Origin of the sequence: Mucilaginibacter calamicampi (genome assembly GCF_042676765.1) — a bacterium.
GTDB lineage: Bacteria > Bacteroidota > Bacteroidia > Sphingobacteriales > Sphingobacteriaceae > Mucilaginibacter > Mucilaginibacter calamicampi.
Map to the genome: position 1 here is coordinate 214,756 of NZ_JBHTHU010000006.1, position 15,969 is coordinate 230,724.

A 15,969-nucleotide genomic window follows, 5' to 3' on the forward strand; every position below is an offset into this window, starting at 1 on the left:
AATTTTTGTCATTGCGAGTTACGAAGCAATCGCACGGAGAAAAGTCCGCATGCAAAGTTCGCGAGCTTGGGCTATTTACTTTTGACATTTAAGGTGCTGTAAACCTCGAGTAGTTTTGTTAAATCTTCATTTGAGTTGGCACTGCCAAATGCGTGTATCATACCGGCCCAACTTATCCCGGTTTTGCTTTTAGTTATTGTTTCTATCTTTTGTTTGCCATTGCAGTTGTATACCGACCATTTTTCGCTAATACCTAGTAGTGCACTACTAATAAAACTTGTTTTGCATGTGCTGCTTTCCGGGCCGAAACCACCACCTGCATTCCCAATATAAAAGCCGCCGCGAAAGGAGTTCATATCAGTAGTATCTACAGGTGAAAAATAATATACGGAGAAATCAATACCGCGACGTTCGATAATTTGATAGCCCTTTGGTAGTGCTATTTTATAATTAATGCCTTCTATTTCTTGTTCAACTAAATTTTTTTTAAGAGCACTATCCTCTCCATTTGTCAAGCCCGATTGATTGCAGGCCATTATTGCAAATAACGGAATAAGTAAAAATTGGATTGGTTTAAGAAGAAAATTCAAAGCCTTATAATTTAATTCCTTGTTCCCTTTCAGAATACCCTGCGGGGACGAAAAAACTCACGTAAAAAGTATACTAACATGTATACAACCAAAGGTTGTATTTGCTTTTTTTAACCGATTTTATCTAAATAACACAATAAGAAAAGTAGTTAATTTTATGGTTTACAGTGCTTTGTGATATGTGTGTATACAGCATGTAAATAAATGTATACCTGCATACGGCTACACCCTAATCCAAAATACTCAACAACTCATTCAACTCATTCACCTTGTCCGGCGAGCCTAAATGCTCGTATGAGCTGATGAGGTTGCGCAGTATGCGCCTGATAATATCAGTATTAGAGCAGGGTTCGTAAAACTGCTTATCAAAATTCAGGTTAAGCTGTTTCAGAAAATTATCAACGTCTCTGCGTCCAAAAATAAAGCCTTTGTTAAAGGCGTTAATGTAGAAAAGTACGCCGCCTTCCATCTCGCTTTGCTGGCTTTCGTCCATATAAGCCAGTATAAAATGCTGCGGCAGGTTAACGCCATACACCGGGATATCCAGCTTTTGCGCTATTATGGAGTAAATGCTGGCCAGTAGTATCTGGTTGCCTTTCTTAGTTTCAAGCACCTGGCTCAGGTAGCTGTTCTGCGGATCCTGGTGATTGGTGGTGTTGCCGCTAAAGCCATGCAAATGGTAAAACACATGGTTAATGAGTTTAACCTGCTCTACCGGGCTGGCTTCGTTCATCATCTGGATCCATATATCGCGTTTGATGGTTTCTATCTGGTTGATCAGCTTTTGCTCGTCCAGATCGGGATATTGATAGCGGTTAATTACCAGGATGCCCTGCAGCAGATCAAATGATCCACTTTGGTGCCAAAGCTTAAGGTCGGTTTTTAAAATACCGAACTGGATCTCGTGCACCAGGTTGGCAATACGTTCTTGTTGTATGGGGTCAAAAGCTTGTTCGAAAGCGCTTTCAAGATACCCGATAGCTTCGCTGCCGTACGACAACAATTTATCGTGTACGTGGTTATATATTTCCTGATCAGGGTCGTCAAGCAGGCGTATCAGGGATTTTACTTCTGTTTGATTTATCATCTATACTGCTAAAATACTAAGGTTTGTATAATTTTACAACATGTTCAATATAAGGTTCGGGTTTGACTACCTTTTATACCGTTTAAAAGCCAAAACCAGGCACGGCCTGCACTCGCCGTTTGTATACCGTTTGGTTGATAAAGTTATATACGATTATAATGTCAAAAAAGTATATGGCGAGGTTGAGGCTATTCGCAAGCAATTGCTGGCTGATGACAGGATGATCACAGTTACCGATCTGGGTGCGGGATCGCACGTTAACAACAATAAACAGAAGCGGGTAGGAGACATTGCCAAAAACGCGCTTAAACCGCCCCATTTGGCGCAGTTACTTTACCGCCTGGCTGCTGATGCCCAACCGGATAATATAATTGAGTTAGGCACCTGCCTAGGTACTACATCTGTATACCTGCAAAAAGCAGCACCCAACGCAAAGGTTTATACGCTTGAAGGCTGCGCGCAAACTGCAGGTATAGCAAAAGAGGGTTTTAAAAAGGCTAACACTGATAATATCCAATTGGTGGTAGGCAATTTTGATGATACCCTGCCGGATGTTATAGCTGGCCTGGATAAACTTGATTTTGTTTTTGTTGACGGAAACCACCGCAAAGGCGCAACATTAAAATACCTTGAATGGTGCCTGCCCAAAGTACACGAGGGTACCCTGTTAATTTTTGATGACATTTACTGGAGCGAAGGCATGAAAGAAGCCTGGGCCGAAATTAAGGCGCACCCACAGGTAACGGTAACGGTTGATCTTTTTTGGATAGGGCTGGTGTACTTTAGAAAAGGGCAGGTGAAGGAGGATTTTGTGATTAAATTTTAGTCGATAGTCCATAGACCATTGTCGATGGCTCAAGGTAGGTAAATTATCGATCAGTACTTGCTATCGACTATTGACCATCGACTGACTAAAACGCTTGCCCCAGCGCCACATACAACCCGCTTAAACGCTGCTCATTTACAGGTCTTTGGCCAATGCCATAATCCACCCTTATACTTAATCCTTTTTCTACGTCAAAGAAATAGCGCACGCCGCCACCCAAATTAGGTTTAAAAGCCGAAAAATTAAACGTATCCCTGTACACTTGGCCGGCTCCGCCAAAGCCCACCAAACCCAGTCTGTCGCTTAAGCGGTAGCGTAATTCTGCCTGGCCTGCTATCATATTGCGGTCGCGGAAACGGCCTGCATAATAACCACGCATCAGTTCGTCATTACCCATTTGCGGCAACAGGTAAAATGGCGATGCGCCACCTATTAAACTTTGCTCCTGCGCATTTAATGCTAAAATGAATTTGTTACTGAGTTTAAAAAACCCGGCAACCTCTACATTAAGAAAGCCTCCTGTATAATTGTTATTGCTGAATATGCCCCGTATGCCCTTAAACTGTGCCAGGAACATAACCCCTTTAGTTGTATAGGTATTATTGTCGCGCGAATCGTAAGTTAAACTTGGTCCTAAAAATACAATAGGCCCGCCATCCTTGTCCTCAATATTCGTCCCTGCATCAAATATGCCTCCGGCGGTTTTATTGTTGTATTGATAATAGTAAGCGCCGCCTAAAAAGCCAATGTACAGGTTACGTTTTACCTGTTTTTCGGCGGCTATATCCAGCCGGTATCTTTTCTCGTCCAGTAAGTCGGCGTTGGCTTTGCGGGTGTCGTTACCTATACCGTAAAAATTGGCCGGGAAGTTTATAAAATTTAGAGCAACGCTATAGTGATATTTGTTTTGCGGTAACCAGCGGCTTGTGCTTAATTGTAATCTGTTTTGCCCTTTTGTGGTAATGGTAGCGTATCCATAAACATTTGATACGCGTGTTTCGCGATGCAACGTATCGGTATAAAAAGAATATAAACCTGCGCCACCAACCTCAACACCCGTTTCGGGCGCGGTAGAAAGCACGGGTATCAATACAAAGCTGGGGCGTTTGCTGGTATCTTTTTCAAAATACATTTTGCGGATGAATTTCGGAATGATCCGCTGCGCATGGGCAGAATGAAAGCCTATGGTAATAATAACAACAGCAACTATGCTTGCGACTTTCTTCATATAAGGATATGCCGTTGCTAAGATAGCGTTTAGCGGGCGTATTATAGGTATGCAATTAAGCCGTTTAAGCATAAATGGAAAAGGGTAGCTAAACCTATAGCCACCCTTTAGTTATCATTTAGCCAGTTTAAAACTGATCGCTAATACTTAAACAATATAATTCCAACCATGCGTATCAGCAGTGTTACCGTAGCGGATGGCATCAATGGTTTTTAATACGCGTTGAGAGAATTCTCTTTCTTTCGGGTCAATCAGTGTATACTCCTCTCCGTTATGGCTGATAGAACCAACGGACGCGATAGTTGCCGCGGTACCTGCACCAAACGCATCGGTTAACTTGCCGTTTTTAGCGCCTTCCATAATTTCGGCAACAGATACTTTGCGCTCTTCAACCGGGTAGCCCCATTCTTTAGCTAAAGTAATAACAGTATCGCGCGTTACACCATCTAAAATGGTATCTCCTGCTACGGGGGTTATCAGTTTTCCGTCTAATACGAACATCGCGTTAGCAGCGCCCATTTCCTCTACATACTCATGGTTCTTAGCGTCGGTCCAAATTAATTGATCAAAACCTTCTTCGGCAGCTTTACGGGCAGGGTACATAGATACGCCGTAGTTGCCTGATGATTTTGCATAGCCCATACCACCTTCGGCAGCGCGGGTATAATGCGTTTCAATTTTTACGCGCAGTGTTTTTGAAAAATAGGCACCTACTGGGCAAGCCAAAACCATGTATTTGAACGTTTTTGATGGCGTTACCCCTAAAAAGCGGTCGGTAGCGAACATATAAGGCCTGATATATAAAGCGTGGTTAGCTTTTGTAGGTATCCAGTCGCGGTCAATATCCACTAAAGCCGCTATGCTCTGAATAAAAGTTTCTTCAGGCAAAGCAGGCATGCAAAGGCGGTCTGCAGATTTGTTAAAACGTATAGCGTTCTTATCCGGACGAAAAACAGAAACCTTGCCATCAGCATGTTTATATGCTTTCAATCCTTCAAAAAATGATTGACCGTAATGCAGTGATGAAATAGCCGGGCTGACCAGGATATCACCATAAGGAACAATTTGAAGGTCTTTCCATTCGCCATCGGCATAATCAGCCACAAACATGTGGTCAGAAAAAATTTGTCCGAAGGGTAGGTTTTCAAAATCCGTTTGTGCTAAACGGGAGTTACTTGTTTTGGTGATCTTAATATCCAGCGTCTCTGTCATGGCTTTTTCGATTAATATTGAGGTTGCAATTTACCTAAAAAGCAAGCTAATTGAAAGCGAACGGCTTATGAAAATTACTTTTTTATGATAAAGACAATGGAAATGACGAAATAGGGTACGAATTTTCCGGCACTCGCTCTAATTCAGAATATTTCTAAATAATATTAAGCAAAAGCGCGGCTTCGGGTTTATTGTTATATTTTGTAGATTCGCAGTTGTTCCTTTTTCCGCTGATTTTTTAGAAATATAAGGCAGAAAATGTGATTGTACTTATATTTTCTTCTCATTTTTAATAGACAATACTACCATGGCTTTTGATTTAGACATGATCAAACAGGTTTACAACAGGTACAGCACTCGTATAGCGGCTGCACGTACTGCTACAGGTAAGCCTTTAACATTGACCGAAAAAATATTATACGCTCACCTTAGCGAAGGCGATGCTTCAAAAGCATACACGCGTGGTGTAGATTATGTTGATTTTGCACCTGATCGTGTAGCCATGCAGGATGCTACGGCGCAAATGGCGCTTTTGCAGTTTATGCAGGCTGGCCGTCCGCAGGTTGCTGTGCCATCAACCGTACATTGCGATCACCTGATACAGGCTAAAGTTGGTGCTGATGCTGATTTAAGCACAGCTAAAGATGTTAACAAAGAGGTTTATGATTTCCTTTCTTCAGTGTCTGACAAATATGGTATTGGTTTCTGGAAAGCAGGAGCAGGTATTATACACCAGGTAGTATTAGAGAACTATGCCTTCCCGGGTGGTATGATGATAGGTACCGACTCGCACACACCTAATGCAGGTGGTTTGGGCATGGTTGCCATTGGTGTTGGTGGTGCCGATGCATGCGATGTAATGGCAGGCTTACCATGGGAGCTAAAATTCCCTAAACTGATAGGCGTAAAACTAACAGGTAAATTATCAGGCTGGACATCAGCTAAAGACGTTATATTAAAAGTTGCCGGTATATTAACCGTAAAAGGTGGTACAGGCGCTATAGTTGAATATTTTGGCGAAGGTGCCGAATCATTAAGTGCTACCGGTAAAGGAACCATTTGTAATATGGGTGCCGAGATTGGTGCAACTACATCAGTATTTGGTTATGACGAAAAAATAGCTACTTATCTGCGTGGTACCAAACGTGCCGAAATTGCTGATGCTGCAGACGCTGTTGCCGAGCACTTAACCGGCGATGCAGAGGTTTATGCTAACCCGGCCGCTTATTTTGACCAGGTTATTGAGATCAACCTGAGCGAACTGGAGCCGCACATTAACGGTCCGTTTACTCCGGATCTGGCCTGGCCTATTTCTAAATTTGCTACGGCGGTTAAAGAAAACAACTGGCCGGCTAAACTGGAAGTTGGTTTGATAGGATCTTGTACCAACTCATCGTATGAGGATATTACCCGTTCAGCATCATTAGCTAAACAGGCTATTGATAAAGGTTTATTGGCTAAAGCCGAGTTTACCATAACGCCAGGGTCTGAACTGGTGCGTTACACAGTAGAGCGCGATGGTTATTTAAATACATTTGAGCAGATGGGCGGCGTAGTACTGGCGAATGCATGCGGCCCGTGTATAGGGCAGTGGGCGCGTCACACGGATGATCCTACCCGCAAAAACTCTATCATTACTTCATTCAACCGTAACTTTGCCAAAAGGCAGGACGGGAACCCTAATACCCACGCTTTCGTAGCATCGCCAGAGATGGTTACCGCTATGGCTATTGCAGGTGATCTGACCTTTAACCCGCTTACTGATTACCTGACCAACGAAAAAGGCGAGCAGGTAAAATTAGATGAGCCACAAGGTATTGAAATGCCGATTAAAGGTTACGCTGTTGAAGATGCCGGTTACCAGGCTCCTGCCGAAGATGGCAGCCAGGTAACAGTTAAGGTTGATCCCTCATCCGCCCGTTTGCAGTTATTAGAGCCTTTTAAAGCATGGGAAGGCACAGACCTGATTGGTTTACGCCTGCTGATCAAAGCGAAAGGCAAATGTACTACTGACCATATTTCTATGGCTGGTCCGTGGTTAAAGTTCCGTGGTCACCTGGATAATATTAGTAATAACATGCTGATAGGGGCTATTAACTACTTTAATAATACTGCCGATAGCGTTAAGAACCAACTGACCGGCGAGTATGGCCCGGTACCTGCTACACAGCGTGATTATAAAGCACACAACATAGGCTCAATAGTAGTAGGCGATGAAAACTATGGCGAAGGTTCTTCACGCGAGCATGCCGCTATGGAACCGCGCCATTTAGGTGTACGTGTTATATTGGTAAAATCATTTGCCCGTATACACGAAACTAACCTGAAAAAACAAGGTATGCTGGGTATCACCTTTGCGGATACTGCCGACTACGAGAAAATTAAGGAAGATGATAAAATTGATGTTTTAGGTTTAACCAGCTTCGCGCCTAATAAGCAATTAACCGTTGTACTGCATCACCAGGATGGTACTACAGATCAGTTCGCTGTTAACCACACCTATAACGCTCAGCAAATTGAGTGGTTTAAAGCAGGTGGCGCGTTAAACATCATCAGGAAACAAATGGCTTAATTCTATTTCGGGTTTCGAATTTTCGATCCCGGATTTATTAAAGTTATAATTAGAGACGTAATATTTGCGTCTCTTTTTTTTGCGCCTCTTTTTCATATAAAAAGCTTTTGGCTTTATGCTTTTCGCATTCACCTCAAAAAAAGTATATTTGTTTAAACTGATTTTATTATGCTCAAAAAGATGCTTTTTATGGCGATGCTGTCGCCATTGGCTGTTTGTGCCCAAAGCAACACGGCTACAAATCCATTAATAACGCGCTCAAACGATCCTATCCATTTTGAAAAAGTGGACAGCACGGTTATTTACAACGCTGTAACAGAAGTTATTGTAGAGAGTAACGGGCTGGTTAAAGGCATTGTAGGTATACCCGCAGGCAAGCAAACTGTAGCAAATACGCTAAATAAATTAGATGATTTATACTACCGGCTTTCTGATGTAAGCGGTAAACTAAGCATCATTGGGGCAACTTACGAGAATGATAGAACCCGTAACGCCGCTACGGCTCAAGGAGATAGACTATCAGCCTATGCGGCCGAACTTACTTTGAATGTTAAGCTTTACAAAGCATTAAAGCGCTTCTCTACCAGCGCTGCTGCAAAAAAGCTGCGTGCCGATCAGAAAAAGTTTATTAAAGAAACCTTAACCTCTTTTGAAGTTAATGGTACCAACTTAAGCGATGCGGGCCGCGCCGCGCTTAAGAAAATAAACGATAAATTGATAACCCTGGGTAGCACTTTTGATAAAAACATTGCCGAATACAAGGACAGCGCTAAATTTACTGCCGCGCAAATTAAAGGGGTTCCGGATGCTATAAGCAAAGCCTGGAAACGCCCGGACGGAACTTACATGGTAATGCTGAATGGACCCAACGCCAACAACATTGCTAAATATGCTGATGATGAAAATACCCGGAAAACCATGTTGGTTAAAAACCTTAACCGCGCCTATCCTGCTAATGCAAAAATTCTGGATAGTTTGCTGTTGTACCGCCAGCAACTTGCAGATAAGCTGGGTTATAAAAGCTACGCATCTTACGCCCTGGTACAAAAAATGGCAGCCAAACCCGTTAATGTGTGGAATTTTCTTGACGATTTGCGTAACAAGTTAAGTCCGCACCTGCCCCAAACCATTGCAGAATTTGCGGCGCTTAAGCATCGCCTGCATCCTGAACAGAATAACGTAATTAATGCCTGGGATCTTTCCTACTACAACAAAAAGTTACTTGATGATAAGTTTAAATTGAATACTGATGAGCTGAAGCAATACTTTGAAATGAATAATACCATTAACGGTATGTTCGAGCTGTATCAAAAGCTATTTGGTTTTGATATACAAGAGGTTAAGGGCGTGCCGGTTTGGTACAGTAAAGTAAAAAGCTATGAGTTGTTGCTAAACGGCAGAAAGATGGGCACTTTTTTTCTTGATCTTTATCCAAGGGCTAACAAATACAACCATTTTGCCGCGTTCCCTATTTCAATGTACCAGGCTAAGGCGGGTTATGAGGTTTTACCTACGGCAGCTTTGGTGTGCAACTTTCCGGAAGCATCAGCGGGCGAACCATCGCTGCTTACCCATGGCGATGTAGAGACATTGTTTCATGAATTTGGGCATTTGATCCACTTCCTTTTGGCTCACCCTGCTATTTCTTCGCAGAACGCCTTTTCTGTTAAGGGCGATTTTGTTGAAGCGCCATCGCAGTTTCTGGAGAACTTTACCTGGAATTATGATTGTTTGAAGCTGTTTGCCAAGCACTATAAAACGGGCGCGGTTATGCCTAAAGAGCTATTTGATAAGTTAGACAAATCGCGCCTGTTAGGCATAAGTAATGCAGAAATGGCGCAGGTTTATTACAGCATAATAGATTTTACATATGAGGATCGCTATGCCGAGACAAAAAAGAAAGGAGCCTGGCAGGTATCAAAAGATCTGTACAGTATGATCCAATTGCCATTTGTAGAAGGCTCGCATTTTATTTATGGATTTAATCATCTTAGCAGTTATGGCGCTAACTATTATGGCTACTTGTGGTCAAAAGTTTACGCGCAGGATATGTTCTCGGTATTCGAGAAGAATGGGGTACTTAGTGCAGCTACAGGCGAAAAATACCGCAAACTGATATTAGAAAAAGGCGCTACGCAGGATGAGTTTATAATGTTGCAAAACTTTTTAGGCAGAAAACCCAACTCAAAAGCATTTTTAAAGTCGATAGGACTGTAAGGATATCGAATTTCGGATTTATTATTACCAGAGCCGTCTCATTTTGGGACGGCTTTTTTGGTTTGAATCTTAAAAATTGTGGATAGCATGGGTTAGCTGCTCATTAAACAACCCCAGATGATACCCATCCATCAGGCAGTGGTTAACTTCAACTGAGATTGGCAGCAATATGCGCCCATCACTTTTAAAAAATTTACCTAGGGTGATCTTCGGAATGCTTTCCATTTTGCTATTTACCCCACGCGGATGTGAAATAGAGGTAAAGGACACCCATGGCAGTACAGAAAAATGTATCACATCCTGCTCCTGGCTGCGGGGCTGGGTTTGCCGGGTCGCTAAAACCTCCTGCCGGGTATTCTCAGCTTTAAATTGAAAATCGGCAAAATCAGCAGTATGCTCGTACAGGCAAAAGCGAATGTTATTGTCCGGCAGCAACACTATGGCTCCGGCATGTATCACATCATATTGTACAACCTTGTTATCCAGTATGCGCAGTTTAAACTCATCCACCGCATTTGCGGCCTGTAAGCAGCAGTATTGTAATGCCAGGCTGACGGATAGGTTATTGATCTTGCATTTTTGATATACCGGCGTTATATCAACATTATTGCAAATGTTAAAAAAAGGCAGCTCAAAAGCAGAGAAATGCTTGTAAGTATCTAAGCGGCTCCAGTTCTGCAGGTCTATTTCCTTGTACATTCTCTATCTGCTATACATTGTCCATCGCAGATAAATTTCGATAAAAAAAATAGCTTAAAAAAATGGGGGGGGGCTCAGCGTTTATGTGAGCCCCTGTGAACCCCCGTGAGCCCTTCGATCTTTTGTATAGGTATTGCCGGCAGCCGTAAATGCAAACAGTCCCTTTTGCCGGGACTGTTTTGCATTGTGAGAGTAATTTTCGGGTTAGTTAGCTACATGTTCGGCAGCGGCCCTTGCTACCTTTCTCGGTATCCGGGTATGTTTGTTAATGGCATCAACCGCCGCGTCTTTGGCTATTGATTTGATCTTTTTCTTTAACCCTGAGCGTACATTGCTGCCGCTTTCGGTTAAAAACAAATAAGCAACTGCGCCTGCGGCTATACTTGCTACCGCTATGGTTGCTATAATGGCCGTGTTATTTTTCTTTTTGAATGGATTTTTCATGATACATTATATTTAACCTGACCCGCACGGAGTCAGTTATATAACAACAAGAAAACAGTATTGTTGACGCGGATTTTAAAAAGCTTGTTCCGCTTTTGTTCCGGAACAGGTGGAACACACCGGAACAGCTTATTTATTAATCGTTTGATAATTAATTATTTACTGTTTTTAGCGGAGCAAAAACGAAGTAACTTATAAGTCAGGAAAATTAGCTATAGAATTTGATTAAATAACTGATTATTAATTTCTTATAAAATATTAGAATTTTATTTCGTTATTAAAACAAAATAATGTTCCGGCATACAAACTACGCACGTTGATTAAACACATTTTATACTTTTGATAATAACACAATCGTTATAACCGGATGCGTAACAGAAATTTTATTTGGTTAATAAGTGTGCCAATAATGGCAGGCTTATTTTTTGCCTCTTTTACGCCTAAAAATGATATCGTTTTAAGCGACGAGCCAATCAAAATTACACCCGAAGGCTTTTACATTGCTTCGGTTGTGGATGAGCGCGCAGAGCAGGGAGCCATTGCAACGTTGGTAGTAAATACAAAAAATAATAAGCCCGAAACGGAGAAAGCAGATCTGCAGGGTGGCACCGCTATTGCATTAAGCCGCTTTATAAGCCGCAACCTTAATAAAGACACCTCTTTAAGGGCTGTACATATCAGCATTAAAGATTTTAAATTGACTGAATCTTTATTGCCCAACGGAGGTGTAGATGGACGGATACAGCTGAGCCTGAGTTTCGGCCAGCCCAAGGATTATGGTATACAACAACTGGTAGCCTACCAGGGAGGTTTGCATTACATCCGCCCGTTGGCCAATAACCAAATTGTTGAAGCACAATTAAGAGGTATAATAAAATCGGGATTGGTGTATTTTAACAACTGGATGCGCGTTAATATTAAGGACAACCCAAAACTTGCCAAAGCGGTCAGTTTTACCTTTACGGATTATAACGAACAACCCGAGGGAGACACTATTTATTATGCCGCGGCCAGGCCGCTTACCTGGAAAGATTTTCAATCAAAAATACGCCCACCCGGCCCGTTTAGTGCCGTAGTAATGCCCAACTTTGGTTATAATTTAACGCAGGAGGTAAATAACGGTGTTATTAACGTTTGCCTGGATCTGAAAACATACGTGGCAAAAAGTGATTGTTGGGTAGGTGGTAATAAAGATGTTTACGGACTGCTACACGAACAGCGCCATTTTGATATCGCCAAAATTATAACGCGGCAGTTCAGGCAAAAAATATTAGCCGCGCGTTTAACGCCCGATACTTACGAGGCATTCATCAGCATGCAGTACCTTGACTCTTATCGTGATATGAATGCTCTGCAAAAAGCTTACGATAAAGAAACACGTCACGGCGTTTTTGAGCAGCAGCAGGCGGAGTGGAATAAAAAGATAGACGCGATGTTAAAAGAATAAAATCCTGTCTGCTATATCCTCAATTAAATCCTACCGTTCTTCATTAGGCAACTGTTTGATCTCAATGTTCCTGAAATCTACCGGCTGGCCTTCGCTTTGTAACGCTATATAACCGCTGCTCAGTAGCTTTCCATCCTGCTTAATTTTAGGGTCATAACCGGTTACTATACCACCACCTATGGTAGGCTTTGAATATTTCAGTACCGTATCGCCATTAATAACGTGCGTTATCAGTTTGCTGCCTAAAACAATCAGTTCCGCTTTTACCCATTGGTCGCCGTCATAAGTTTTTGAGGTAGAGTTGATACAATGATCTGGCGATACCCTTCCATTATAAACAACATCTGTACCCGGTGAACACATATTGCCGGTTGGTCTTGATCGCCCATTACCCTGGCCGCCTATCAACTGCATTTCAATAGATATTGGCCAATCCTGGTCTTTTAACATCGTACGCGGATCCTGCGAGTGAAACATCATACCACTATTAAGCAATGTATAGCTTGGCGCACCCGGATGCTGTTTACCTACAAAACGGTACTCAAAACGCAAATGATAGTAAGAGAATGGTGTTTTATAATACAGGTGCCCAAACTGGTTGTTAAACTCTTTGTACTGATCGTAGCGGATTTGAACAACGCCATCTTCTATCCTGAAGGTATTACCAAAGTTGTCGCCCGTTTCGTGATGGTTGATCTTAACGGTCCAATCTTTAAAGTCTTTGCCATTAAAAAGCTTTGTCCAGCCTTTGTCGGCTTTGTTGCTGTTGATGTTTTTAGTGCCGCTGCAACCCAGCATAAGGCAGGCGGCTAAAATAAAGATGTAGCGCATTTGCATATTTTAATGGTTCCAGGTTTAAAACCTCTATTTCTGGCTATTCGCCCATTGCTCTCCCTCAGGTGATCGCCTCCATTTAAAGTAGCTTTCCAGTACTTTTAAAGATGATGCACTTGGCACCGGCCCGGTATGTGGTGTTTGGGCAAAGTACATTACATTATTACCACCGGCTGTGCTGTAGGCAGGCCACTTAGGCATACCGCTACCGTTAGGGTCGCCATATTTGGCAAAGTTGGTCCAGTAAGTGCCCATCGCATCCGAGATATCAGCATCCGTTTTTAAGGCCTGCGGGTTTGCAGTATTCAGCGTTCCGAATACATAGGCCACCTCTTGCCCGTGCGGAGATCCATTACCTTCTTTTGGTGAGCCAGCCGGATAATCAGGATGTTGATCAAAATAATAATAAAACACTTTTGATTTGCCACGAGTAGCCACCAAGTTTGCCCAGGCCCAGGTTTGCCAGCCAAAGGCTGCATCGCGGGCAAGGTCGCGGGCGGTTTTTTCTACTTTGCCATTTCCGGCAGGGTAAGCTTTAACCAGGTCGTCGGCAAATTTTCCATATCTTCCTTTAACGCCTGCTACGTACTCTTCTGCAGTTTTGGGCGGCGAGAAACTTAAACCCTCATCAGAATTATAACCCACCAATATGGGCGTTTCGTTATACTTCCCGGCCTCGTAAAGTTTGTACTGATCGTCAGGTATTATCTTTCCGTCAACAATGGGCCAGGCCAAACCGCGCACAGCGGGTAATTTGTCAGCTGCAACTTTGCGCAGATCGGCAATTGATGCAAAACCGGCACCTTTAACGTAGGCATCGCCGGCAGCTTCGGCATCTTTAAGGCGTTTCATGTTTTCGCCCGGGAAGGTTATTGCGCGTGATGGCCCGAAAGACCCGCCGCTTTCTGATATAGCACCTTGAAACAAGCCTTTTGCCAAGGGCGATGCGCACAACTGGCTTACAGCAATACCTCCCGCAGATTCGCCAAAGATGGTTACCTTATTAGGGTCGCCGCCAAAGGCTGCTATGTTTTTCTTTATCCATTGTAAGCCCGCAATCATATCCAGCATACCATAATTGCCAGATATTTTATCCGGATTTTCGGCGCTTAATTCAGGATGGGCTAAAAAACCCAATTGCCCAACGCGATAGGCTATTGATACCAATACCACGCCTTTTTTTGCCAGCTTTTCGCCGTTATAGTTCGTTTCAGAAGTAGCTCCTGCATTAAAACCGCCGCCATATATCCACACTAACACAGGTACCTTTTCGGTAGCTGATTTTGCGGGTGTCCATACATTCAGGTAAAGGCAATCTTCGCTTTTGCCAGATGGTATGTTACCCCCTTGAATGGGGCCGGCAGCAAATTGGTCTGCCGCGCGTACGCCCGTCCATTTGGCAGCGGGTTGCGGCGCTTTCCAGCGCAGGTTGCCAACCGGTGGGGCCGCAAATGGCACACCCTTATAAACGGAAAGATTACCTTCTATAGTTCCCTGCAAAGTGCCCTCTGCAACTTTTGTATTTGGAATTTGCGCGTACGAAAATGCTGCCGACAGTACCAGGGCAAGCAAAGAGGTGAAATGCTTCATGTGTGGTTTTTAATGGTTTATCAAAGCTAATTATTTTGTTAGTAAAGTTTAACGAATTTTAGTTTTTGTAACATTGCCTATCCAAAACCACCGTTATGAACCGCATTATTAAATTACTGATCCCGTGTTTATTTATTTACCTGTCTGCTTCTGCACAAAAAGACAAATGGATTGTGCTTTTTAATGGTAAGGATTTGCAGGGTTGGGATACCTATATGGGGCCACAATTAGGATTAAACAACGACCCCCAACATGTTTTTAGCGTGGTTAAGGACGGCAACGAGAATGTGATACGTGTAACAGGCGAAGGCTGGGGAGGCCTGTCAACTAAAAACGAATTTGAAAATTACCATGCGCAGCTACAGTTTAAATGGGGAACCCTTACATGGGGCAATAAAAAGGGAAAGAAAATGGATAGCGGTTTTCTTTACCACGCTGTAGGTGAGCATGGCATGGATGCTAAAGCATGGATGCGGTCGCAGGAGTTTCAGATAGAGCAAGGCAATACCGGCGATTACTGGGGCGTGGCCGGCGGCATACAAGATATACCGGTTACTAAACAGGGCGAAAATTACGTGTACGATGCCAATGGTACGCTAAACGCGTTCAGCGCCACCAGCGCTACGGGCCGCCACGGTACCAAGGGTGCTGATGCCGAAAAGCCAACCGGAGAATGGAACACCCTTGATCTGTATTGCTTTGGCGATACAAGCATCCATGTAGTTAACGGAAAAGTGGTGATGGTTTTATTTCATTCGCGCCAGGTTGATAATGGTGTAGAGAGTCCCCTTAAAAAAGGCAAAATACAACTCCAATCAGAAGGCGCGGAGGTTTTCTATAAAGGAATAAAGCTACAGCAGATAAGCGCAATACCTGCTGAGATTAAAAAGCAGGCAGGGCTAAAATAATCGCGCCGTTTTAAGCCTTTGCCCGATCAAGAAAATACTTTACTAATTGCTCCCACTCATCATCTAAAGACATATTTGGCCGCGTTTGCCTTGCTCTACTATACCAGTAATCAGCATTCCAAATATCGCCTTCTTTACGATGCAGATAGGCATGTACCCAGGCCGATTCCCGGTCCGTTTGGTCATCAACCTGTGCATGCGCTTTATGCCAGTTGCCTTTGCCATCAAACCAAAGACTTTTTAGTTGAACACACAGCCCGCTATCAGGTTGTTCTGATTTTAACGACGCTTTAAATTCGGCTAAAGTTTTCATGG

General features: G+C 43.1%; 14 protein-coding genes. 5 read left to right on the forward strand and 9 right to left on the reverse strand.

The features are described 5' to 3' along the window. Positions 1-71 precede the first annotated feature (71 nt). Complete coding sequence (locus tag ACFQZS_RS10520; RefSeq protein ID WP_377099964.1) at positions 72-590, reverse strand: hypothetical protein; 519 nt, start codon at positions 588-590, stop codon at positions 72-74. 229 nt (positions 591-819) lie between these two features. Beyond that, the gene (locus tag ACFQZS_RS10525) at positions 820-1,677 is read right to left on the reverse strand and encodes a transglutaminase-like domain-containing protein (protein ID WP_377099966.1); all 858 of its coding nucleotides are present in this window, start codon (positions 1,675-1,677) and stop codon (positions 820-822) included. A 40-nt stretch (positions 1,678-1,717) separates the two neighbouring features. Here ACFQZS_RS10525 and ACFQZS_RS10530 point away from each other — a divergent pair, with 40 nt between their 5' ends. Then, positions 1,718-2,503, forward strand: coding sequence for an O-methyltransferase (locus ACFQZS_RS10530; protein WP_377099968.1), 786 nt, complete (start codon positions 1,718-1,720; stop codon positions 2,501-2,503). A gap of 85 nt (positions 2,504-2,588) precedes the next feature. Here the strand turns inward: ACFQZS_RS10530 and ACFQZS_RS10535 are convergent, their stop codons facing one another. Together ACFQZS_RS10535 and ACFQZS_RS10540 are read right to left on the reverse strand one after the other, a co-directional pair. Next, positions 2,589-3,731 carry a polymerase gene (locus ACFQZS_RS10535; protein WP_377099970.1) on the reverse strand — a complete coding sequence of 381 codons (1,143 nt, stop codon included), beginning with the start codon at positions 3,729-3,731 and terminating at the stop codon, positions 2,589-2,591. 147 nt (positions 3,732-3,878) lie between these two features. Further along, a complete protein-coding gene (locus tag ACFQZS_RS10540) occupies positions 3,879-4,943 on the reverse strand; it encodes a branched-chain amino acid aminotransferase (protein ID WP_377099972.1) in 1,065 nt (354 codons plus the stop codon). Positions 4,944-5,250: 307 nt separating this feature from the next. Here ACFQZS_RS10540 and ACFQZS_RS10545 point away from each other — a divergent pair, with 307 nt between their 5' ends. After that, complete coding sequence (locus ACFQZS_RS10545) at positions 5,251-7,515, forward strand: aconitate hydratase (RefSeq protein ID WP_377099974.1); 2,265 nt, start codon at positions 5,251-5,253, stop codon at positions 7,513-7,515. Between the two features lie 168 nt (positions 7,516-7,683). Further along, positions 7,684-9,732 (forward strand): M3 family metallopeptidase, encoded by a 2,049-nt coding sequence (locus ACFQZS_RS10550; protein ID WP_377099976.1) that lies wholly within the window; start codon positions 7,684-7,686, stop codon positions 9,730-9,732. 69 nt (positions 9,733-9,801) lie between these two features. Here the strand turns inward: ACFQZS_RS10550 and ACFQZS_RS10555 are convergent, their stop codons facing one another. Beyond that, positions 9,802-10,431 carry a CatA-like O-acetyltransferase gene (locus ACFQZS_RS10555; protein WP_377099978.1) on the reverse strand — a complete coding sequence of 210 codons (630 nt, stop codon included), beginning with the start codon at positions 10,429-10,431 and terminating at the stop codon, positions 9,802-9,804. A gap of 204 nt (positions 10,432-10,635) precedes the next feature. Continuing rightward, complete coding sequence (locus ACFQZS_RS10560; protein ID WP_377099980.1) at positions 10,636-10,875, reverse strand: hypothetical protein; 240 nt, start codon at positions 10,873-10,875, stop codon at positions 10,636-10,638. A 409-nt stretch (positions 10,876-11,284) separates the two neighbouring features. Between ACFQZS_RS10560 and ACFQZS_RS10565 the strand changes: the two genes are divergently transcribed. Continuing rightward, positions 11,285-12,322: a DUF922 domain-containing protein gene (locus tag ACFQZS_RS10565; protein WP_377099982.1), complete on the forward strand. Its 1,038-nt coding sequence runs from the start codon at positions 11,285-11,287 to the stop codon at positions 12,320-12,322. A 30-nt stretch (positions 12,323-12,352) separates the two neighbouring features. Here ACFQZS_RS10565 and ACFQZS_RS10570 read toward each other — a convergent pair whose 3' ends face one another. Further along, positions 12,353-13,153, reverse strand: coding sequence for a 3-keto-disaccharide hydrolase (locus ACFQZS_RS10570; RefSeq protein ID WP_377099984.1), 801 nt, complete (start codon positions 13,151-13,153; stop codon positions 12,353-12,355). 33 nt (positions 13,154-13,186) lie between these two features. Continuing rightward, the gene (locus ACFQZS_RS10575) at positions 13,187-14,746 is read right to left on the reverse strand and encodes a carboxylesterase/lipase family protein (RefSeq protein ID WP_377099986.1); all 1,560 of its coding nucleotides are present in this window, start codon (positions 14,744-14,746) and stop codon (positions 13,187-13,189) included. Positions 14,747-14,841: 95 nt separating this feature from the next. Here ACFQZS_RS10575 and ACFQZS_RS10580 point away from each other — a divergent pair, with 95 nt between their 5' ends. After that, complete coding sequence (locus tag ACFQZS_RS10580; protein WP_377099988.1) at positions 14,842-15,654, forward strand: 3-keto-disaccharide hydrolase; 813 nt, start codon at positions 14,842-14,844, stop codon at positions 15,652-15,654. Between the two features lie 10 nt (positions 15,655-15,664). Here the strand turns inward: ACFQZS_RS10580 and ACFQZS_RS10585 are convergent, their stop codons facing one another. Beyond that, positions 15,665-15,967, reverse strand: coding sequence for a hypothetical protein (locus tag ACFQZS_RS10585; protein ID WP_377099990.1), 303 nt, complete (start codon positions 15,965-15,967; stop codon positions 15,665-15,667). Between the last annotated feature and the right edge of the window lie 2 nt (positions 15,968-15,969).